We start from the raw sequence: 21,004 nt of genomic DNA on the forward strand, positions 1-21,004 counted from the left end.
ACATGGCGCTGATGAGCCTGGACCCGACCGGGAAGGGCCGCAAGCGGTGGACCATGCGCTGGAAAGCACCCCTCAACGCATTCCAGATCGCCTTCGAGGGCCGCCTGACCCCGAGCAACAACTGACCACTCAACAACCAAGATCAGCCGTTAAATTGACACACCCCCTTTCGGCAGCCGACCTCGGGGGCAGGCCGGGGCCCGGTACGGCCGAGGTGAGCATGGGGTCGGGCAGCGTCGGGGTTCGGAAGCGAGCCTCGCGGAGTCCTCCGGACCGTCGTCCGGAGGACTCACGCTTGCTGTGGCCGGCTGCGATCACCGTCGCCGTGGTGCGGGTCGGACCGTCGGGGCTCGGGACGTGCATGACCCGGCTGCCGCGGGCCGAACTGCCTCAGTCCGGTGGGCAGCGCGACGTTAGGTGTCGAGCCCGTCCGGCGTCCATCCGGTGATGCCGAGCAGCAGGCCGTCCAGCGGGCCGCCGACCGGTTCGGCGCAGCTCCGACCGGGCTGCGGCCCCGGTGGGCCGCAGCCGGCTCCATGGACCCGGCGGCGTAGCAGCTGCCTGTCATCCTGATGCGTCCCTTCAGCCCGGTCGCTAGCACTGACAGCCGGTCCGGTCGCGTCAGCTGCGGAAACGCGAAGGCCAGGTGCCATCGGCCTTCTGCTCCGGCACGGTGTGGTCCTGTTCCCAATGCGCTTACTGGAACTTCGGAGGGCACCGCGGTTCTCTGACGGATGTCCGAACGGGCGTATCGGCCCGAACCCCAGGTAATGAGGTCCAAAGGTCAGGCGAGGAGGAAGGTGAGAGCGCTATAGGCTCCCGCTGCACTTGCTCAGCTTCACAGAGGGGTCCTTTGCGTACTCGCCTTGCTGCCTCTGTCATAGCTGTCGCTGTCGTCGGTGTCTTCTTCAGCGCGCCGACGCTTCCGCGGCGACGCTGCCGTCCACCAACACCGCTCACCACTGCGTCCACCCACCACCGGGGTGTGCTGCTGGACGCACCACAAAACGCCCCGCCGGGGTCGGCCGGGGGTTGCCGGTCCGGGCCGGGCGCGGCGGTGGCTGGGCGGTGCCGGGCGGGGAGGTCGGCCAGGGCCCACCGGGCGGTGTAGAGGCGGTAGCCGGGCTCCAGGCCTCGTACGGTCTTCGGTTCGCTGATGTCCAAGCAGTGGGTGGAGATGGCAGCGGCCACGATCTGGTCGTCCAGGTCGGGGTCGCGGCGGCGGCCGCGCAGGACGAGGGCGAGGTGACGGCGGACTTCGGCGAGCAGGTGCCGGCGGTGGAAGCGGCCACCGTCGCTCATCGGGAACACCGTTGCGGTGACGTCGATGGCCGCCAGGGTGACGTCGACCACGGTGGCGACCCGGGCCCGGATCGGGGCAGCCGCGGCGCGGACGTACTCGAGGAGGGAGTTGACGATGTCGGCGGGCACCCCGGAGGTCAGGATCGCGCTCGTCTTCCACCACGCGCGCAGTTGCGCGAGCGGTCGGGTCCTCTGCTTGGGCGGGCGGGTCTTGCGGGCGGCGATCTGGTTCAGCTTGGCCCGGGCCCGCTCGGAGACCACGGGCAGGAACTTCGGCTCGCCGTCGTCGTCGACGGCGGTGACGTACTCGTGCTCCAGCCCGGTCAGGCAGGCGGCGATCTGGTCGCTGCGCCGGGCGGTCCAGCGGATTAGCTCGTGCGACACCCCGGCGATCCCCATCACTGGCCGGAGCCCCGGGGTGACGGTGCGAGGCTCGGTCGCCAGCCCCAGCGTCTCGCAGACCTCCGCATCTCCTCCGCGCCCGCCAGCCTCACCGGCCCCGACGCCGTCATGAAGACCTTCAGCAAAGTCCTCACCGAAGACCGCACCATCGAAGACGGCCGCGCTCGTCTCCTGGACAAACGCGCCGAACAGAACCCGCAGGGATGCCGCGAACGGGCCGACCGATGACCGCAAATCGCCGCCGCCCTGCGACAGCGCAAGCTCCCCCCTCCCCCCAGCCACCACCATCACCCCCCTCGGAAGACTGTGACGAATGCTGGCTGTCACACCCCGGCGACCGCCCGACTGGGCGTGAGGAGGGTCGTCTTCGACTACATGCGGGACCTGCTGTGGATAAGGCCGGCGGAACGACGCGAGGTGCGCTTCGACACGTCGCGGGCCGGAGCTGTGATGGTCCCGCTGTTCACCACAGCGTCCATCGACGCCCTGCCCGCCGCGTACCCCGAGGTCGACTGGAACCAGGCCCGTTCCACGGGCGCCCACCACGCCGTGGACGCTGTGTCCGTACAGTGCAGCTGAGGCGACGTGAGTGAACATCGCCCGGAGATTGTGTGAGCAAAGGCGCGCGCCGACGAGACCGCAGCGTGCCCGTGCAGCCGGGCGTCGTCCCTGGTCGCAGGGGTCGGACGGCCTCGACCCCACTGAAGCACGGGGTGGGTGCTCGATTGCCTGTGCGAAGTTACTTGCTCATATCGGTCTATGCTGGCGGCGGGCTGCGCAGGGTGTCGGCCGATTGCCTTTTCCGTCCAGCAGTTTTGACAGGAGCGGGGCGCGCCACCGCTCGTACAAACGTTCGTACAGGGACACACGAAAATTGATCAGGCACTTGTTGGGCAGACGAAAAATAGCGAACCAGAAGAAGGGCGCGCTCGCCGGCCTGTCGGTGCCGCAGAGTGCGGGCCTCCTCAGCTTCCGCGTCATCGACCCGGTCGGTGAGCCCCTGGCGCAGGCGCAGTACACGCTGAACGACAGCCAGGGGCGCAAGGTCGTCGCAGGGGAAACGGACCCGTACGGCTGGGGCGTCGTCGTGGTCCCCATCGGCGAGTACCGCATGTCGGTCTCGGCGGACGGCTTCGCCGCGCACCTGGGACACGTGTCAGTGCGAGAGGGGGGTGCTCCCGTCGCGCTCGGCGACCTCACCCTGCATGTCGCGCCCACGCTGCCCCTGCCCGAACCGGGCGAGTGGGAGATCGAGGCCGCGCACACCCGAATAGGCTTCACCGCCCGCCACATCGGTCTCGGCCGCGTGTACGGCGGCTTCGGCAACTTTGCCGGGGCCATCAGGGTCGGCAGCACCATGGAGCACACCGCGATGCACGTCGTCATCGACGCGGCATCGATCGACACCAACGTCAAGATGCGTGACAACCACCTGCGGTCTGGGGACTTCCTCGATGTGGAGAACTTCCCGACCCTGGAGTTCTACAGCGACCGCTTCGTGCACCGCGGCGGCCAGAACTGGGTGATCACGGGCGGTCTCACCCTCCACGGAGTGACCCGCACGGTGGCCCTCGACGCGCAGTACAACGGCGTGCGGGTGGGCATGGAGGGCGAGACCCGCGCCGCCATCCACGCCACGACCGAACTGCACCGCGAGGACTACGACATCAACTGGCAGACCATGCTGGCGCGCAACATCGCCGTGGTCGGCTCGAACATCAAGGTCGACCTGGACATCCAGATCGTCCCCAAGGGCACCGAGCTGGAATTCAAGTAAGCGCCTGCGTCCAGGCCGCGCCGTGCCCGGGAACTCGCAGACCGGCATCCCGCGACGTACGTGGCGTGCGAGTCCTGGCCCATCCTGCGGCTTCCCTGACTTGCGCCCGCGTCCGTACGTGGAGCGCCGCCAGGTGCTCCTGGACATGCTCGCCAACGCCGGTGCGTCGATTGTGCCGGTGTGGTCGACCACCGACCTGGACGAAGCCCTGCTCTGGTATGCGGCGCTCCAAGGAACAGGCGTGGAGGGGGTCGTGGCGAAGCCGCTGCGAGGGGCCTATAAGGCGGGCCGGGTGTGGGCGAAGATCAGGCACGCGGACACCGTCGACGCGGCCGTGGTCGGCTTCACCGGCACCGCCCGGCACCCGAATGCACTCGCCGTACGACTGCCTGATGGACGGGGGCGCTGTCCCAGCGGCTGGCCACGGCCCTGTCCTCGGTCGTAGCCCCGCACATAGTTCCCCCAGGCCGAGCGGGCTTTCACGAAGGTCGACGACTCCTAACCGGGGACGACGCCGTGGTAGAGGTCGTGGCGAACACGCCCCGGCACGCGGTCGTCACCGTGACGCGGCTGCGCTGACCTCTGGCACGGCGTCGGCCGGCGCGGGGGCGGTGGGCTGACGCAGATTCAGGTAGCAGCGCAGCCGTACGCCGGGCTCGGCTCGCCCGCGTACCGGGTCGTGTGCTCCGCTGCCGCTGTCGACCACCGGTCGGCGAGCAGATGCTGGAAGGCCAGAGCGGTGGCGTCGTCGGCGGCCGCGACGTCGACGACGACCAGGCCCGGCTCACTCATGTGCACCTCGTTGATCGGGTCCATGTACGGCACTACGCCCGGCGCCTGGGGCAGGTTCCCTCGCCGTGGTGTCTTCACCCGACCGAGTGGCGGGCGGTCAGGGGCTGTCGCCGCCCCAGTCCCAGCGGGCCGGATCGCCGGGGCGCGGGTCGTACAGCGCCCGGCCTCCGGGGCCGAACTGCCCGAGCTCCGTGAGGAGGGAGACACCGTCGCCGATCGGCTCCCGCTGCACTTGCACAGCTTCAAAGAGGGATCCTTTGCGTGCTCGTATTGCTACCGCGGACCAGATATGCATCGACGCCACCCTGGTCACCCGCCGCTCCGAGAAGGAGCAGGCGGCGGCAACCAGCGTGGTTTCGGCTGTCAGCCGCTGCTGTCATTTCCGGACAACGCCGGCGAGGCTCTGGACGAGATGTTGCGGCCGGGCAACGCCGGCGCGAGCACCGACCACATCACGGTCCCGGAGCAGGCCCTGACACAGACCGCGAGCGGGCGGAGTGCGTCCTGCCCGATGACTCGCGAGCCATCTGTATCGGCACCGGCTGCCTCGTCGCCGGATTTCTCCGACCGGCAGGCCCACGTGGGCGAGATGGCGGCCGACCAGATGGCGAACGAATGGGGCGACTGGGTCAACCGCGCCAATCCCTCGATCCCCTTGCTCGTAGGCACCTTCGCACGCGAGGCGAGTACCGCCCAGGACGGCGCGACGCCGCGAGGCGAAGGAAGGACGGCTGGTGGGCCGACCGCCGCCCTGGGCGGCACGCAGGCGACCGAGCGCGGCATCCCGACGACACCCGGGGTGCCGCGCTCGGTCGGCGTCGGCCGGAAGGCCCCGTCCAGCCGAGTGCCTTCGCTGCGGCACGGTTCAGCCGGTCTCGGCGACGATTCGGGGCCGTTGCGTGTTCATGACGTGCTGGGCCCTTCCTGCGGTCGTCAGGACGAGTCGGGGAGGTCGGCCAGGCGCCGCGCCCAGAAGGAGCGGTCGGTCCAGCGGGCCTCCTGGGCGTGGATGACACGGTGGCCGCGCAGATACGCGCTCCGTGCGGCCGCGACCTTGTCCGCGTATGCGGCGAGGGCGGAGTCCTCGCCGTAGGGGGCGCGCCCCAGGCGAGTGTCGACGGCCAGTCCCGCGCCCAGCCCGGTGTAGAGAGCGGTCAGCACGCCCTGGGAGGAGAGCGGGTCGAACGCGACCGCCGCGTCCCCGGCGGCGGTCCAGCCGTCTCCGCACACCGTGTCCAGGTGCGCTGTGTGCGCGGCGGCGCGGCGGGGCCCGGCAGGTGATGTGGGCGGGGGTCCGTCCCGGTGGATCCATCGGGAGACGTAGCGGGTGGCCGTCATCCGTCGGCGGAAGTGGCGTGCGGTGTGGGAGGCGGCGGGCAGGTCGGCGTCGGTGAAGTAGGCGACCAGTCGCCCGCCGGAGGGCTGCGGGGCGGTGTACCACCAGCCGTCCTCGTCGGACTCGACGAGGGAACGGCGGTCGGTGTCCAGCGGGTCCGCCTCCAGGAGCATGTACAGAGCTGTGAGCCGGTCCCCGACCCGTCGCCGGGCCCCGCAGCGGACGGCGATCGCGGCGGCGCGGCCGGTGGCGTCGATCACCCAGCGGCAGCGCACCGTACGCTCGCCACCGGACCGGGTACCGGGAGGGCCGGTACCGCCGCGCAGGAGCAGGGTCCAGCCGCCGTCCGGCGTCCGCGCGGTGTCCCGTACGGCCGAGCCCTCGGCGACCTCGGCCCCCGCCGCGCGCGAGGCGTCGCGCAGACGCCGGTCGAACAACCGCCGGTCGAGGTGCCAGCCATGGCCGTGCGGGTCGTTGATGAAGTCCACGGCGTGCAGGTCGGCCGAACCCCACGCCGAGAGGCTGCCGTAGCAGGGCAGATGCCCGGAGTCGAGAACACGGTCGGCGACGCCGAGGTCGCCGAGCAGAACCCGCCCGGCGGGCACGAGCGTCTCGCCGACCTTGGGCGGCCCGGTGCCGGCGTCCGCCAGCAGCACCGTACGGCCGGCACGGGCGAGCACGAGTGCGGCGGCGCAGCCGGCCGGGCCGCCGCCCGCCACCACGACGTCGTAGGTGTCCGTGCCGGGAGCGAGTGCGGCGCTCACCGCGCGTCGCGGAAGGGGTCGAGTATCTCGAGATATCCGGCGGTGATCTCCTCCTCGCGGTAGCCGGTCGCCCGGGCGGCCTCGCCGATCACCCGTGCCGCGGAGGCGGCCTCGGCGGTTTCGGGGGAAAGCCTTCCCTCGGGCCGGATGCCCGCCGCCGCGGACAACACGTGCGGACCCGCCTCGGGCATGTGCAGGTTGACGAGGTTCGCCGTGTCCGGTGCCTGGTCGAGCGGTTTTCCCGGGCGCGACTCCACCAGGATCCGTTCCGGGAACTTCCCGTCGCCCACTGTGTAGTCGCGCACCTCGACGATGCCGAGCTTGGACCAGTCCTTGATCATTTGTGTGCGCTGCTGGTTCATGGTGCCGTTGAGGCCGCGCAGCCAGGTCGCCCGCCGCTCGAACGCCTCTTCCCGGGCGCTGTCGTCGCTCCCGGTCGACGGCGTGTTGACCTTCTCGAAGTCCTCCAGCTTCAGGACATGGTTGGGTACCTGGGCAGGCCAGAAGGTCGGCAGGTAAGGGCTGTACCGGGGCCCCAGGTTGGCCAGCACCTCATAGCCGGATCGGCAGCTCGCGGTGTCCGCCTGCCAGGGGGCGGCCATCCAGCGAGTGAGATCTCCGGGTCCCTGTGCGTGCAGGGGGCCGTTGGCGGCGACCGCCTCCTGCGGGGTGAGGGTGGGTCCGTAGTCGGGTTCCGCGGTGCCGGTGGCGCGGTGCAGGATGCGGAAGGGTTCACTGAACATGGTCGGGTGCCTGATCGGCCAGGTGACCTCGCACCCCGGGTGGAACGCGTCGGCGGCGCAGTTCTCCAGGGCCGCCCGGTCCAGCAGCCCCGGCTGCTCGCCGACAGGGGCGTCGTCGACCGTGGGGCGCGGCTGTCGCAGGGGTCCGGCCAGGAAAGCCCCGTCCGCCCAGCGCTGCAGCATCCAGTCCTGGGTCGGGGACAGCACCAGGTGCTGACGCACGGACTTGGGCGTGCTGGCCATGGCGTCGCCGTAGATCCACGGCCACGGCAGCGGGGACTTTCCGTCCCGGTCGTAGTCGCGCAGGGCGGCGTACGTCTGGCGGCGCAGTTCCCGGTTCCGGTCGGACGGATCGGCGAGCCTCTGACGCATGGCAGGCGAGAGGAAGAAGTGGGGGCCGTTCCAGCCGAACTGTGCCGCGAATCCCTGGTTGACCCACTGCAGATCGCAGAACCGTCGGAGGATCGGCTCGATGTGATCGGTGAACGAGATCTGCTGCGGGCGGGTCAGCGAACCGGCCTGGACGAAGACGTCGAAGAGCAGGTCGTGGAGGGTACGTATGGACTTCACGCCGGGGGCGTAGTGCGGAGGCCCGACCACGACCCAGGCCGGGGCGGCGGTCAGATCCTTGCCGTCGATACGGACCGTCGCCGTCACCGGGCCGTCGGACACGTCGTCGTACCAGGTGTTGTTGTTGGCGACCCCGGTGATCGGCTGGTTCGTGTAGGAGGCGGAGTTTCCCCGGCCACCGAGCACCAGCAAGCGGCCGTCGGAACGGGTGGAGATCTCGCCGAGGTACACCGCCTTGCCCATGATCTTGCCGGTGTCGAACTTCTGCGTCTCGGTCTTCGAGCCGCGGACGGTGCGGCTTCCGGGGTCGTTGACCAGCTTCTTCCTCTCGGCGCCCACGACGTCGGCGTTGCGCAGAGCGTATTGCTCTGCCGCGAGCGTATTGCCCTCGGGTATGTCCAGCGCCAGATGGAACTGGTACCAGGCGGCCTTCTTGTTGGCCAGATGCACCGTCCACTGGATCTCGGAGACACCCTCGGTGCCCGGCTTCAGCTCCCTCACCACCTCCCCCGCGGCGTTGTAGCCATACACACGGAACCGTGCGGCCTGCCTGCGGAGCGCCCCGGAACCGTCCTTGTAGGAGCCGGGGTCCGCTGGTTTCTGGTCCGGTGATTCCGGGCCGATGAAGGGTGCTTCGATACTGTTGCCGACCCGGGCGACACCGATGGCGGGATGAATCTTCACCTTCACGATCTGACTGTCCATCGAAGAACCTTCCGTTGGGGGCCGTCGGGATGCGGTCTCGAACGTAAGACGTGCAATTCCGCCCGGGGGTCACACCCCGACGAAGCTGATCGACGGCCGATCATCACTGACCTCCTACCAACTGCTGCCGCACACAAGCGAGTTCGTCGCGGTTGGAGGTATGTGGCCACGGTACGGCTGCCGGCCCGCCTGAGGAGATCGCCGGCGGAACTCACCGGACGCGGCCTCGATCAGCTCACCGCGCCCGTGAGGACCCGGTGCGCACGAAATGCCGTACCGCCCCGCGTCATCGACGGCGTCCTCGCCAAGACCCGCCTCGGTCTTCCGGCCGCCGTGACCTCGGCCATGGAGGTGCACCTGGCCGAGGAGAACGCCCTCGCGCGCCAGGGCGAAGGCCCACGCATACCGCTCTGGCCGCCCACCACCCGCCGTCCGGCCGGATCACCCTGCACCCCGGCCCGGCGGCACGGTACGGCGACGCGCCCGTACCGGAGAGTCGTCCTCCGCGACAAGTCTGAGCTCACCCGTGACGTCCCGCAACAACAACCGCGGGTGAGGTGCGGGAAGGCTCCGGGGCAGGGCTCCACCCGGCGCCAGTCCGTCACCCGTCCGGGGCCGGTGTGGTCCGCGGGAGTGATCCAGAGGGCTTGCCCCAGCTCAGCGCTGACATGGGCGCCTGAGCGGGGCTGATCTCGTCGGTGAGGCCTTGCACGAGGCCAGGCCGGCCTCGTGTCCAGCACCCCGGCGGTCAGCGCGTCCTCAAGCACCGTGCGCTGAGGCAGGTCCAGGCCGAATTCCGATTCGGCCATCGCCAGTACGCGCAGCAGGGCGTCCGGTAGGTCTTCGCCGTGCTCGAAGGGCGTCGAACCGTCGGGCAGGACGAGTCCGGCACCGCGCAGGGCGGGCAGCAGCCGGTCGGGAGCGGCCCCCGAGCGCTCGTGCTCGCTGCCTGGCTCGAAACGGCACACGGTCCGCCCGTCTTCGGCGAGGGCGAAACCTGTGTCGGCGTTGACCGTCCGCCAGAGCTCGACGGCTGACGTGCCGGCCGACAGCGTACCGAGCGCCTGGTCCGGCGCGCGGCCGATGGGACCACCCTCGACGATCCCGAACGCCCAGCCCGCGCTGGCACCGGCCCGCACCACGACACCGTCGGCCGCGTCCTCGACTTCGTCCACGTCCTCCCGAGTCACCGCCGCGGCCACCGGCGTGACCGGCGCCAGGCGCCGCACCAGCTCGGCCGGCTCCAGGCTGCGGGCGAACAGCACCCAGTAGCCGAGTGGGAAGTGGTCCTCAGCCGCGAGCCACCGAACACCGTCCACTGCCACAGCACCTCCTCGAAATGAGCAGCCTTCAGCGGTGGAGCCAGGCTACCGGCCCGTGTTGTGCGGTCCGCCAGGAGTCGGTAGGACCACGGTCGCCTGCGAGATGTACTCCCACCTCCTACGGGCCGGGATCGAGAGCGGTTTCGTTGACATTGACCAGTTGGGGATCTGCTACCCCGAGCCTGTGGGGGATCCAGGGCGGCATCGTATGAAGGCACGCAACGTTGAGAGGTGGTGCCCGGTTTCCGGGCGGCCGGCGCCCGGTGTCTCATCGTTTCAGGTGTCGTCGATCCCGCCTGCGGAGTGCGCATCGACCAGATTCCGCAGGCTGCGGTGACGGTCTGCCGCCTGCGTGCCGACCGGGAGGTGCTTCGGCAGCGGTTCATCGGTCGCGCAGATTCTGCCGAGTTGGTCGACGAGGTGTTACGGGAAGCCGACGCCCTGGACGCGAGCACCTTCGCGGATGCCCGCGTCGACACCAGCGAATTGCTGGTGAACGAGGTGGCGCGGCGTGTCGGGGAGCGAACCGGTGGGTGGCCGGCCTCGGCTCTTGGCCGGTCAGCTGACGCGCCCGAGCCGTCGTCGGTCACCGCCGCAGGCAGGAACTCGGCCCATGCGCAGGCGGAGCCTTCCGCTGATCTTCCGGTTCTGTGGCTGCGGCGCGAACGGCGTCGGCAAGTCGACGGTCGGCTTCGAGGTCTGCCAAAGAGTCCTGGGCGCTGGTGCCACCGCCGCGTATCTCGACCTCGACCAGCTCGGCTTCTGCCGCCCGGTTCCGGATGATCCCGCCAACCACCGGGTCAAGGTCCGCAACCTGGCCGCCGTGTGGCGGACTTACCGTGCGGCCGGGCACAGGGCTTGATCATGTCCGGCCTCGAGGACGAGGCCACGGTCAATGCGTACTCCGACGCGATGCCTACGGCCGAGCTCACGCCGTGCCGACTGCACTCCGGACGGCAGCACCTGACACAACGCATCACGTCCCGCGGACAGGCGGCAGTTGGGCCCAACCAGGCGATCCGCTGCGGGTGCAGTCCGTCACGCGCCTGCTCCACGTCGCCGACCAAGCGGTGGCATCGGCCGCCAGCCTGGAAGATGCCGGGATCGGTGATCTGCGCATCGACACCGACGGACATACCGTCGAACAGGTAGCCGATGCGATCACCGCCGATGCCGCAATGTCAGAGCTGTGCACCTAGAGATTTCGTCCAAGATGACGGCTTTGGAGAGGCCCGGGCCGAGGGACCGACCGTGCCCTTGAAAACTATCAATCCCCGTGGGCTTCGCGGGAGGTCGACTGACCGCTTCTGCGGGAGCTTCGGCGGGTGATTCGCCTGGTCAAGTACCTGAATCTGATCTCAGCTCTGCAATGCGTCTGGTGCTGTCTTGATCACGCGGTGGTGGTTGGTCCGAGTCACTACGCTGAGCGCCTTCGCACCTCGGGAGGTTCGGTTGGTACGGCGGAGCACGCTCGGGCAGGACTTCCGGCGGTTGTGGGGCGCCTACGCGGTCAGCGCAGCGGGCAGTGCAGTCGGCATGGGGGCACTGCCGTTGATTGCCCTCCTGGTGCTGGACTCCTCTGCGTTCCAGGTCTCTTTGCTCGCTGCGTTGTCTGCAGTGGCCAGTGGAGTGATCGCTCTGCCGCTCGGTGTGTGTATCGAGCACCAGTACAAGCGGCCGGTCATGATCACCGCCGACCTGGCCCGCTGCGTTCTGCTGGCGAGCGTGCCGGTCGCCATGGCTTTCGGCAGGCTCACCTACATCCAGCTGTGCGTCGTAGGCGTTCTCCAGACGGCGGCGTCTGTCGCGTTCGACGCGGCGAGTGGCGCGCATCTGAAGGCACTTGTCCTGCCCGAGCACCGCCTTCGTGCCAACAGCCTTTTTGAGACGACCAACTGGATCAGCGTCAGCGCCGGCCCGCCCGTGGGCGGGCTTCTCATCGGGGCGCTGGGCACGGGCGCCACGATGGTGGTCGACGCGCTGTCCTTCCTCGGATCGGCCCTGGGTATCCCTCGCATCCGGCAGCCTGAACCCTCGCCACCGGCCCGCGCCGCCACCTCTCACCTGGGCCGCGACATCGCTGCCGGCTGGCAGTACCTCCTCCGGCACCCAGGACTGCGGCCGCTCTTCTTCAACGCGCTGCTCTTCGGTGGATCCATCATGACGACTTCACCGCTGATGGCCGTCCTCATGCTGAATGACCTCGGCCTGGCACCGTGGCAGTACGGACTCGCCCTGGGGCTGCCGTGCCTGGGCGGCGTGCTGGGCTCACGCTTGGCCCCACTGTTCACCCGGCGATTTGGACAGCGCCGCATTCTGTTGCTGTCCGGTGTTGCGCGCACGCTCTGGACGATCCTGCTGCCACTGACGCCCTCCGGTGCCCTCGGCGTGTTCGTCATCGTGGCCGCCGACTTCGGCCTGCTCTTCTCCGCCGGGGTCTTCAACCCGTCGTTCACCACGTTTCGCATGGCGGCCACACCGGACGCGTTCATGTCCCGCGTCGCCACATCCTGGTCCGTCGGTTCCAAGACGTGCCAGGCCGCCTTCATGATCGCTGGTGGTCTCATCGCCGCCCCAGTGGGGGTCCGCGGCGCCCTGCTCATCGCTGGGCTGCTGTGTATGGCGAGCGCGCTACTCCTGCCATGGCGGAAGGAACGCATCTCCACAGGGAATGTTCCGGTGCCCACGACGGAAGCGCCCCCATCCCCGGTCACGGATAGTCCCTCCGCATAGCGGTTTCGCCGGATTGCAGTGATGCGGCTCTGTCGGGGTGGGAGAGTAATGCTCAGGGGCTGCGGTCCCGGCCCGGTGGCCTCTTGATGACGCTGGTGACCGTCGGTGCCGAGATGATCAGTCTCGTTGGGCCTCGCGGGAGGCTGGCTGTCCTGCGGCAGTGGCGGAGACTGCAGCGGACCCGGCAGAGGGTGGCCGCGATGCAGCGGGGAGAGCAAGCGGAGTGTCCGGCTTGCGGGCGATCGTGGACGGTGGGGGTGGAGCGGTCGAGGGCGGCGGTGTACTGCTCGGACCGTTGCCGGGTGCGGGCCTGTCGTCAGCGGCGGCCGTCACGGAACGGCGTTACGGAAACGCCGTAGCCGAGCGCCTCGCGAACACTTCGAACCCCCTTTGTCTAAGACCAACGTTGCAGTTGGGGTCGTGGGCGACCTACAGCCGGAAACGCATCCCCAACATGAACGTTGGAGTCTGGAAAGCATGAAAGGGACAGCAACCGGCAGCCGTGCCGGCCACGCCCCCTCCGCAGGACACCGGCCGTCGGCATGGCTCATCGGCCTCCTGGCCCCGGCCGTGGGCACGACAGTCGAGGTCGGCTGCGGATCCGGGATCGAGTATGGGCACCCAATAGCGTGCGGTCATGGCGACGTCCCACAGGGGGCGGCCCGGGGCCGCCAAGTCGAAATCGATCAGGGCAACGGCACGGCCGTCGCGGAAGACGACGTTTTCCGGGCACACGTCGTTGTGGCACAGCATGGTTCCCCCCTCCGGGTCGGCCAGGTCCCGGGGCCACTCGGCACGGGCGTCGACCGCCACGGCCGCGCCGGTGTCATGCAAGCGCCGCAGCAGACCCCCCACCGATTCGAGGGCAGCCTTCGTCATCGCCCAGTCCGGAAACGGCGGCACAGCCACGTCACCCGGAATGAAGGTCAGCTGCTCACGGCCATCCGCGGTGAGACGGACAGGGGTCGGCGCCGCGGCGAAACCGTGCTCCTCCAGCGCGAGGAGATAGGCATGCAGGGCGCGCGCGTGGTTCGGCGCCGGGCGCTCAACCAGCGCACCCCGGCGGAAGACCGCCCCCGCATTCGCCATCCCGCCGACCAGCGCCTCGCCCTCAGCCGTCACGACGATCACGCTATCGCCGGATCGACCCCATGCGGGCCGATCCGCGAACTCGGCACGAAAATGTGCTCCCAGGCTCACACGCCGGTCAGGGACACAGTCCATGGGTCCCCTGGGCCATGCCCACCATCAGGCGCGATCGCCCAACACGGCGAAGCGGGGCTAGCGCTTCACTCGATAGCGGACGTAGACGACTCTCGAGCTGAAGGTGCGGGTCTCGACGAGTTCGAGATCCACCCGGCGCTCGTGCTGGGGGAAGAACGGAACGCCACCGCCAACCAGTACCGGGTGGACCCTGGCCCGGTACTCGTCGATCAGATCCAACGCGGCCGCCTCGGCGGCGAGCGTCGCGCCGCCGATCGCGATGGCCCCCTCCCCCGGCTCGGCTCGCAACCGCTCGATCTCCTCCGCCAGGCCGCCGGTGGCCAGCCGGGCATTGCCCTGTACCGCCGACAGCGTGGTGGAGAACACGACCTTGGGGAGCCGTTTCCAGATCGCGGCAAACTCGAGCGTCGAGAAGCCCAGCGATGCATCCTGATCAGCGGTCTCCCAGTACAGCATCGTCTCGTACAGCCGTCGCCCCAGCAGGTGGACGCCGGCCTCTCGCACCTCGTCCGTGGCGAAGCGGAAGACCTCCTCGTCGGGCACCGTCCAGTCGAAGCCGCCGTCCGGCCCGGCGATGTAGCCGTCAAGTGAGACATTCATGGAATAGGTCACGCTGCGCATCAGGAGTCCTCCTTGGTGACGGGTTCGACACTACGGTCACCGGATGCCGCATGACTGGTCATGGAGCAGTTCCATGTGCTCCCTGCCCTCGTCGCGACGAGGTTCGCGAGGCCGACCGCGTGCCCCAGGGTCATGCCCGTGACCCCGTGTCTGGCAGGACACCACCACGGTCCGAGCCGCCTCCGGGCGGTGCCCGGCGAGCCTCCGAGCGGGCCGACCGGCCGGAGACGCCGGCCGGTCACGGCCCCCGGGCGGTCCTGGCGCCGAGCCTCACGTCGCCCCGGGTGTCAGCACCGCTTCCAAAGGAGCCGGTAGGAGGCGCCCGGAACGTCCGTCGAACCCATAGTGACCGCGCCGGGGCGGTTCCCCGAGCCGGCGCTCACCTGCAGGGAGGTGTTGACGTTGAGGTACCGCTGCGAGCCGCACGGTGCCCAGACCAGCCGGTTGTCCGGCACGCTGTCGGACACGGCCCAGTCGTCCTGGTACGGCCCTGTCAGCGGGTGGGACTGGAAGACGTCGTCCGTCGTCCCCTGGAAGTAGTAGTCGGACTCGACGGTGGCGGTCGCGCCCGCGGGCAGCGAGGCGTGGCCGCGGTGGTCCAGCCCGAAGAGGGCATAGGTATAGGACGCCGGGGCCTTGACGTCCAGGACGAGCTGGCAGTTCTTCCGCGCGTCGGCCGGTACGGCACTGCCGCCGGCCTGGGCGGTGTAGGCGCCGTACTTCACCGTGAGCGTTGAGTTGTCGGGGGACACCGTGACACCGGCCGTGCCCGCCGGACATCCGGAGCCGTTGATCGTCTTGATGACGACCTGGGCCCCCGCGGCCGGCTCGTCGGCGGCCGCCGACCCCGATGGGACCGACAGCAGCCCGACGCATAACGCCGCCACTGCTCCGCTGGTGACGAGAAGACGAGACATGACTCTCCATTCGCAGTACGGCTGGTGACGGAGTCCCACAGGCATGACGAGGAGCGGCCGCCCCCACCCGCTTCGGCCGGAGCCGGTTCGGTCACCGGGGTGCGCACGGCGGCGGAACCGCCCGTACGGCTTCGCGCGACGTCGTCGTACGGTCAACATCGCGGGTCGGTGGGCGACCCCCCGGGGTGGGAGCGCGCCCACTATAGGGGGGGCCTGCCCCCTGCGGAAGAGACGAGTGCGGCACAACCTCCGCGGCTATGACTGCCCCGAGGCTGCTCCGTCCTGTCAAGCCGTGCGAAGAAGGTCTTCCACGTCCGACTGGGTGGCGGCGTGGAGGACGGCGGACCGGACAGCTGCAGGTCGTCAACGCGATCCTTGTCGGCGCGGAGGAGAACCGAGGGCACTGCTTCGGCGCGGGCCGGTCCTCGTGCGGGATCTGCTCACCGACAGCGGGATCGAGCCGTCCAGCCCTCTCGTGCAACTGTGGCCGTCCTGCGATGTCGCCGCATCGTGGATACCGAGCAACCGTTCCATTGAAGATCTACACAAAAGGGAAGAATATACTTTATGCGTCCGTATTAAACTATTTACTACGTCATGGCACGGCCAGGTCGTCCGTGATGTGACACAGCACCCACGGGTCCGGAAGGCAGCGCGGACGCGCGGCGAGCAGGAGGCGAGATGCCCGCTGAGAACGGCGAGCACAGCGGCACCGGAATTGTGGCACCGCCGAGGCCGGGCGCGCGGGGGGCACGAGGCGAAGAAGAGCCGCCGATGTCGCAGACGCTGATGCTGGCCCTACGGCAGGCCATGGCGTGCATGGACGGTCTTGGTGCGCTGGCGCACTGGCGCAGTGCCGGCCGGTTGCGGCTGGTCGCAGTCTGTGGGCTGGAGGCTCCGAGCGCCGCGGCCTGGGCGGATCTGGGACTGGACGAGCGAGCGGCACCGGCGCGGGCGGTGCGCAGCGATGCATACGTTTGGGTTGCCGGGGACGGCACGGACACTGGTGCTCTTGGTACAGCCGCGGTGCCGCTGCCCGGTGCCGACGGACCGATCGGGGCGCTGTCCGTCCTCACGGCTGAGCCAGGCGAACCGGACTCGGCGCGGCGTTCTCTCCTTCGGACACTCGCGGCATGGGTCGCGGGGCGCCTGACCACCATCTGCGGTACACCGCCCAGCACCGACGCGCCGCACGAGGCGTCCGCCCTGGGCGCGTCCAGTCTCGGCGCGTCCAGTCTCGGCCCGCTGGATGGCCTCCGTACCACGCGGGAAGGCCTGCTGACAGTCGGCGACGACTGGCGGATCACCTTCGCCAGTGAAGAGGCCGAAGGCCTGCTCGGCGACGGAAGCACGCCACTCGTCGGCAGCATCGTGTGGAAAGGGCCTGCGGGTCGCCTGCCCGGGCTGGAAGGCCGGTGCAGGAGGGTGGCAGCCGAGGGTCAGCCGGTCACTTTCCTCTGCCGATCGCCGAGCGATCAGCGGCTCCGCCGGGTTCGGCTGGTACCGGCGTCGCGGGGCAGCGGTCTGGCGATCCACTTCGTCGACGTCACCGAACCGCTGGTGGACACCTTCGGAAACACGGCCGCCGACACCGGTGACGGACGTGCGGCCGAGCGACCCGTCCGGATGAGCGAGGTCACCGCCGCGCTGGCCAAAGCCGCCACCGCCTCGGACGTGGTACGGGTCGTCGAGGAGCGTGTACTGCCCGCACTGGGTGCCGACGGTCTGCTGGTGCAGGGGCTCGACAACGACCGGCTGCGTCTGATCGGCTGCGTCGGTTATCCACAGAGCTTCATCGACGTGGTCGGCACACGGCTTTCCCCCCTGGCCGCCAGCCCCGCGGTCGCCGACGTGCTCCGCACGGGCACACCCCGGTTCGTCGAAACCCAGGCCGAGTATCTCCGGCTCTACCCAACGGCGCAGTTCCTCGCAGACGCGTCGCCGAAGAACGCATGGGTCTTCGCACCCCTGATCGCTTCGGGGCATCCCATCGGATGCTGCGTCATATCCTTCACCCGGCCGCATTCCTTCGGTGACGAGGAACGAAACCTGATCCTGGCTCTCAGCGGGCTGCTCGCACAGGCCCTGGAGCGGGCACGCCTGTACGACGTGGAGCACGCACGCGCGCAGGGGCTCCAGCGTGGCCTGCTGCCCAGGACTCTGCCCCGTCTGCCCGCTGTCCGCGCCGCAGCCCGGTACCTGCCCGCCAGCAGGAGCGAGAAGGTGGGCGGCGACTGGTACGACGTGATCCCCTTGTCCGCCGAGCGCGTCGCCATGGTGATCGGCGACGTCATGGGACACGGCATCGCCGAAGCCGCCACCATGGGGCGACTGCGTACGGCCGTGCGTACCCTGGCCGACCTGGAAATGGCTCCTGACGAACTCCTTTACCACCTCAACGAGCTGACGAGCGACCTCGGCGAGGACTGCTACGTCACATGCCTGTACGCCGTCTTCGACCCGGTCACCCGTACCTGCTCGTTCTCCCTGGCCGGCCATCCCCCGCCGGTCGTCGTTCACCCTGATGGCACGGTGCGTTGCCCCGAGGTCGCGGCCGACCCGCCACTGGGCGCCGCCGAACCCCCGTTCAAGATCCATGAACTGCACCTGCCCGAGGAAAGCATCCTCGTCTTCTACACCGACGGCCTCGTCGAATCCGCCACACGCGACATCGACCACGGCTTGATCCAACTCCAGCGGACCCTGGCCGACGCAGTGGCCGGTTCGACGTACTTCCCGGCGGGACCGGCCGGACACCGCGACGATGCCGCGGAGCAGCGCCTGGACCGCCTGTGCGATCTCGTCGTCTCGGCCCTGCTGCCCGACGTCGAGCAGACGAGCGACGACATGGCGCTTCTGATCGCCCACACACGGGCGACCGCCCCGGAGGACATCGCCTCATGGAGTCTGCCGGAACATCCGTGTGCGGCCGGGCAGGCACGTGAGTATGTGCGCAAACAGCTCGCCATCTGGGGATTGGACGACTGCGTGATGACCACCGAGCTGATAGTCAGTGAGCTGGTCGGCAACGTCATCCGGCATGGCCGGGGCCCCATCCGCCTGCGGCTGCTGCGCAGTCGCTCGCTGGTCTGCGAGGTCTACGACGGCAGCCTGACCACGCCCCGCATCCGCCGCGCGACGCACACCGACGAGGGCGGTCGCGGCCTCCAGTTGGTGGCGGTCCTCTCCCAACGCTGGGGCGCCCGCTACCTCCATGACGGCAAGTGCATCTGGACCGAACAGGACCTCCCCGCCCCCGAGTGACTCCGTTCGGCGTGGGCGATGAGACGGTGCTGCTGGAGAAGCGTGCTCCGGCCGGCCGCGCTGCACGCGTGGGCGCCGCCCTGGTCGGCGGTACGTCCAGGTCATGGCCGGACGGCGTGCGTATTCGACTGAAGATTTGTGGCGGCGTTGCCGATCCAGCATTCGCGCTTGCGACGACCGCTCGACCGGGCCGCTCGTCCAGTGACCGCATACGTTCGCCGGGGTGGGTCAAGGTCTTCCCTCCGTAAGAGATCAGGGAGACGCTGGACGCGGAGGGTGACATGACATGGATGGGCCCTGGCAACGCCGACGAGGTGACGGTCCCGGACCTGGTCGGGCTGATCGTGACCCACGCACGGGATGTCGCATGGGCGGCGGGCTTGGTCATCGCCGCTGACGATCCGGACGGGCCACCGGTCCGGGCGCTGACCTGGCCAGGAGTCTGGGTGGTCACCGCCCAGCGCCCCGCCCCCGGCTCGCGGATGCGCCGCCGGGGCTCCCTGGTGGTCGAATTCAAGGAACTGCCTGACGACGGGGCTGGGGATCGGGAACCGCGCCGTCCGCCGCCCGAACTGAACGTACTTGCTGCTGAACCGGCTCCCGAAGCAGATCTCGGCCAACCCGGTGGACGTCTATTGCCACCGCACTAGCGGTCCACACGCAACCCTGCCCGTCGCCCGGCAGCGCGACCAGGCACGCCTGCCGGGGGCGGGCGGATTCAGCACGTGGAGCTGCTGAAGATCTTTACTCCGTTGGCCCTGTGGGAATCGGTGAACAACGTCTCGCTGTTCGGCTCGAGGCAGATCGAGCCGTCGCTCTGGAGCCGCAGATGCACCACGTCTCATTCCGGGTGTTCACCAGCGCCTTCGCGGTGCACTCGGAGCATGAACCGACGAAGAGCACTAAACCGCAGGCCGATCCCGCCGTATCGGTGGTCGGTCCTGACGACGGCGAGACGATCGTCATGGGCTCGACGCGCATGCGCGTCGAGCCAGGTTCGACCGGTGAATGCGGTCGTGGGGAAGCCGGCCCACGACCGCTGTCCTCACTCATGAACATCGAACACGCCGCCGCCCCGTGTGCTGCTCATGAAGGAAAGGATCAAGGTGAAACTCCTTCGGAGAGACGGGAGCGGCCTGCAGCGGGCCGCTCTGTGGCCGGACTGGGGAGATCAGGTCGTGCCGGGACGCGCCGGATTCCCATCAGGGGCGCACATCGACGTAGTCTCCGGTGGCTTTGGCCGGGCCGGTGGTGTTCGTGCCGGTGAAGCTCCACCTCCAGTAGCCGTCCCTGACTGCTTTGACCGTGGTGAGAAGGGCGCCGGTGCCGCTGGTGTTCACCGTCGCCACCGTGGTGTAGGTGCTGCTGTCCTTCGGGCGGAACTGCAGTTTCACGGCTTGGCCCGCGTATCCCGCATACCGGTAGGTGTCCCAGTTGGCCCTCGCGAGTTTGCCGGTGATGGTGATACGAGCGCCCTTGGCCACCGGCTCCGGTGAGGCGTCGACCGTGAGCCGCGCGGCACGCTTGAGACGGAACGACCCCACGCCGGGGGCGAAAACGGAATCGCCGTCGTTCGCGTCGACCAAGGCGTCGACCGACCACGTTCCCGCGTTGGTGTTGGCCAGGTCCACTGGGTCGTCGCCGCCCGGAGCCGGGTGGGCGTTGACCGTGAACACCGTCGTGCATGCCGTCGCGGTCTCGCAGGACGCATCGGTGGTGTAGAAACCGCCGTGCGGCCCCATCAGATCGACATCGGCGAAAGACAGACCGGAGTCATCCGATCCGGTGACCGTGACCGGGAACTGCACATTGCGCGTTGTACCCACGATGACGTCATGTCCGGAGTTGACGGTGGCACCGCTGACCACCGGGTCGCTGGAAACGAGATCGGACGCGGCACCGGCCGAGGTACCGGCCGCCGCCAGCAAAACGGCGACGGCCCCCACCACGGCACCGCGGCTCGTAGCGCGGCCAACGGGTTTGCGCCGTACGGCGCGTCCGGCTGAGATGGGCGGGGCGATGGCGCGCCCGCCGCTTTGTCTGTCGCCGGGTGGTGCGGCGAAGCGGCTCATGAATCCTCCCTGGGATGACAGGCCTCACTGGCAACGACACCGGACTCGCAGGCAGTTGACGGAGTGAGCAGGAGACCGATGTGCGTCACTCCCTACGACTGCCGAACCGGCCCGATCGTTGCCCCGGCCGAGGCGTGAAAGCAACCAGCCATTCGCCAGGAGTCGGACAGTGGACGAAAAAGATGGTCCGGTACCGCTTCACCGAGCGGCCTGGCCCTGCGCCGAGTCGTGCGAGCTTGCCGCCCGGCTCAGCGAGTCGGAGAGGCAGTTGATCCGCGTGTCGGTTGCCGCTGCCCTGGCCCTCGGCTCCACAACGCTGCGGGCCCCTGACCGAACGTCGACCGGTTCGCCTGACCGGAACCGCACCTCTCGACAGTCATGCGACGCATTGACCCCACGGTGCCATGGCGGTTGCATCCTTGTGGCCCTCCGGTGGGGAACCGGAGAGAAGGACCGTTGT

Annotated in this window: 18 protein-coding genes; 8 read left to right on the forward strand and 10 right to left on the reverse strand. The window is 69.3% G+C overall.

The window, feature by feature from the left end:
* Nucleotides 1-696: 696 nt before the first annotated feature.
* Nucleotides 697-1,992 carry a relaxase domain-containing protein gene (locus ACWC21_RS40270; RefSeq protein ID WP_450889662.1) on the reverse strand — a complete coding sequence of 432 codons (1,296 nt, stop codon included), beginning with the start codon at nt 1,990-1,992 and terminating at the stop codon, nt 697-699.
* Between the two features lie 63 nt (nt 1,993-2,055).
* Here ACWC21_RS40270 and ACWC21_RS40275 point away from each other — a divergent pair, with 63 nt between their 5' ends.
* The 3 genes from ACWC21_RS40275 to ACWC21_RS40285 all read left to right on the forward strand — a co-directional run bounded on the left by ACWC21_RS40275 (nt 2,056) and on the right by ACWC21_RS40285 (nt 3,926).
* On the forward strand, nt 2,056-2,283 hold the full coding sequence (locus ACWC21_RS40275) for a hypothetical protein (protein WP_450889664.1): 228 nt from the start codon (nt 2,056-2,058) through the stop codon (nt 2,281-2,283).
* 310 nt (nt 2,284-2,593) lie between these two features.
* The gene (locus tag ACWC21_RS40280) at nt 2,594-3,481 is read left to right on the forward strand and encodes a YceI family protein (RefSeq protein WP_450889666.1); all 888 of its coding nucleotides are present in this window, start codon (nt 2,594-2,596) and stop codon (nt 3,479-3,481) included.
* A gap of 100 nt (nt 3,482-3,581) precedes the next feature.
* A complete protein-coding gene (locus tag ACWC21_RS40285) occupies nt 3,582-3,926 on the forward strand; it encodes an ATP-dependent DNA ligase (protein WP_450889668.1) in 345 nt (114 codons plus the stop codon).
* Between the two features lie 182 nt (nt 3,927-4,108).
* Here ACWC21_RS40285 and ACWC21_RS40290 read toward each other — a convergent pair whose 3' ends face one another.
* The 5 genes from ACWC21_RS40290 to ACWC21_RS40310 form a co-directional block, all read right to left on the reverse strand.
* Nucleotides 4,109-4,297: a DUF6207 family protein gene (locus tag ACWC21_RS40290; protein ID WP_450889669.1), complete on the reverse strand. Its 189-nt coding sequence runs from the start codon at nt 4,295-4,297 to the stop codon at nt 4,109-4,111.
* A 73-nt stretch (nt 4,298-4,370) separates the two neighbouring features.
* On the reverse strand, nt 4,371-4,505 hold the full coding sequence (locus tag ACWC21_RS40295) for a hypothetical protein (protein ID WP_450889671.1): 135 nt from the start codon (nt 4,503-4,505) through the stop codon (nt 4,371-4,373).
* A 701-nt stretch (nt 4,506-5,206) separates the two neighbouring features.
* Nucleotides 5,207-6,373, reverse strand: coding sequence for an NAD(P)/FAD-dependent oxidoreductase (locus ACWC21_RS40300; RefSeq protein ID WP_450889673.1), 1,167 nt, complete (start codon nt 6,371-6,373; stop codon nt 5,207-5,209).
* Nucleotides 6,370-8,391 carry a LodA/GoxA family CTQ-dependent oxidase gene (locus ACWC21_RS40305; RefSeq protein WP_450889675.1) on the reverse strand — a complete coding sequence of 674 codons (2,022 nt, stop codon included), beginning with the start codon at nt 8,389-8,391 and terminating at the stop codon, nt 6,370-6,372. Before ACWC21_RS40305 ends, ACWC21_RS40300 begins: the two co-directional genes overlap by 4 nt.
* Nucleotides 8,392-8,621: 230 nt before the next feature.
* Nucleotides 8,622-9,710 (reverse strand): DUF6461 domain-containing protein, encoded by a 1,089-nt coding sequence (locus tag ACWC21_RS40310; RefSeq protein WP_450889677.1) that lies wholly within the window; start codon nt 9,708-9,710, stop codon nt 8,622-8,624.
* Nucleotides 9,711-10,326: 616 nt separating this feature from the next.
* Here ACWC21_RS40310 and ACWC21_RS40315 point away from each other — a divergent pair.
* From ACWC21_RS40315 to ACWC21_RS40325, 3 genes are all read left to right on the forward strand, one after another.
* Nucleotides 10,327-10,575: a hypothetical protein gene (locus tag ACWC21_RS40315; protein WP_450889678.1), complete on the forward strand. Its 249-nt coding sequence runs from the start codon at nt 10,327-10,329 to the stop codon at nt 10,573-10,575.
* Between the two features lie 166 nt (nt 10,576-10,741).
* Nucleotides 10,742-10,912, forward strand: coding sequence for a hypothetical protein (locus tag ACWC21_RS40320; RefSeq protein WP_450889680.1), 171 nt, complete (start codon nt 10,742-10,744; stop codon nt 10,910-10,912).
* Nucleotides 10,913-11,165: 253 nt separating this feature from the next.
* A complete protein-coding gene (locus ACWC21_RS40325; protein ID WP_450889681.1) occupies nt 11,166-12,446 on the forward strand; it encodes an MFS transporter in 1,281 nt (426 codons plus the stop codon).
* Between the two features lie 429 nt (nt 12,447-12,875).
* Here the strand turns inward: ACWC21_RS40325 and ACWC21_RS40330 are convergent, their stop codons facing one another.
* The 3 genes from ACWC21_RS40330 to ACWC21_RS40340 form a co-directional block, all read right to left on the reverse strand.
* Nucleotides 12,876-13,535 (reverse strand): aminoglycoside phosphotransferase family protein, encoded by a 660-nt coding sequence (locus tag ACWC21_RS40330; protein WP_450889697.1) that lies wholly within the window; start codon nt 13,533-13,535, stop codon nt 12,876-12,878.
* Between the two features lie 192 nt (nt 13,536-13,727).
* A complete protein-coding gene (locus ACWC21_RS40335; RefSeq protein ID WP_450889683.1) occupies nt 13,728-14,291 on the reverse strand; it encodes a dihydrofolate reductase family protein in 564 nt (187 codons plus the stop codon).
* Between the two features lie 287 nt (nt 14,292-14,578).
* Nucleotides 14,579-15,208 carry a DUF4360 domain-containing protein gene (locus ACWC21_RS40340; RefSeq protein WP_450889685.1) on the reverse strand — a complete coding sequence of 210 codons (630 nt, stop codon included), beginning with the start codon at nt 15,206-15,208 and terminating at the stop codon, nt 14,579-14,581.
* Between the two features lie 774 nt (nt 15,209-15,982).
* On the opposite strand from ACWC21_RS40340, the gene ACWC21_RS40345 reads away from it, so the two are divergent.
* A complete protein-coding gene (locus ACWC21_RS40345; RefSeq protein WP_450889686.1) occupies nt 15,983-18,472 on the forward strand; it encodes an ATP-binding SpoIIE family protein phosphatase in 2,490 nt (829 codons plus the stop codon).
* 281 nt (nt 18,473-18,753) lie between these two features.
* Complete coding sequence (locus tag ACWC21_RS40350) at nt 18,754-19,122, forward strand: PASTA domain-containing protein (protein WP_450889688.1); 369 nt, start codon at nt 18,754-18,756, stop codon at nt 19,120-19,122.
* Nucleotides 19,123-19,674: 552 nt separating this feature from the next.
* Here the strand turns inward: ACWC21_RS40350 and ACWC21_RS40355 are convergent.
* Entirely contained in the window at nt 19,675-20,544 is an 870-nt protein-coding gene (locus tag ACWC21_RS40355; protein WP_450889690.1) for a calcium-binding protein, read from the reverse strand.
* Between the last annotated feature and the right edge of the window lie 460 nt (nt 20,545-21,004).

This window comes from Streptomyces sp. NPDC001348 (assembly GCF_053597535.1).

Excerpts from the sequence above, each read along its gene's own strand:
- ACWC21_RS40335 (WP_450889683.1), bottom strand. The coding sequence starts at position 14,291 with ATGCGCAGCGTGACCTATTCCATGAATGTCTCACTTGACGGCTACATC.
- ACWC21_RS40305 (WP_450889675.1), bottom strand. The coding sequence starts at position 8,391 with ATGGACAGTCAGATCGTGAAGGTGAAGATTCATCCCGCCATCGGTGTC.
- ACWC21_RS40345 (WP_450889686.1), top strand. The coding sequence starts at position 15,983 with ATGTCGCAGACGCTGATGCTGGCCCTACGGCAGGCCATGGCGTGCATG.
- ACWC21_RS40270 (WP_450889662.1), bottom strand. The coding sequence starts at position 1,992 with ATGGTGGTGGCTGGGGGGAGGGGGGAGCTTGCGCTGTCGCAGGGCGGC.
- ACWC21_RS40290 (WP_450889669.1), bottom strand. The coding sequence starts at position 4,297 with ATGGACCCGATCAACGAGGTGCACATGAGTGAGCCGGGCCTGGTCGTC.
- ACWC21_RS40315 (WP_450889678.1), top strand. The coding sequence starts at position 10,327 with ATGCGCAGGCGGAGCCTTCCGCTGATCTTCCGGTTCTGTGGCTGCGGC.
- ACWC21_RS40330 (WP_450889697.1), bottom strand. The coding sequence starts at position 13,535 with ATGGCGAATGCGGGGGCGGTCTTCCGCCGGGGTGCGCTGGTTGAGCGC.
- ACWC21_RS40355 (WP_450889690.1), bottom strand. The coding sequence starts at position 20,544 with ATGAGCCGCTTCGCCGCACCACCCGGCGACAGACAAAGCGGCGGGCGC.
- ACWC21_RS40340 (WP_450889685.1), bottom strand. The coding sequence starts at position 15,208 with ATGTCTCGTCTTCTCGTCACCAGCGGAGCAGTGGCGGCGTTATGCGTC.
- ACWC21_RS40350 (WP_450889688.1), top strand. The coding sequence starts at position 18,754 with ATGACATGGATGGGCCCTGGCAACGCCGACGAGGTGACGGTCCCGGAC.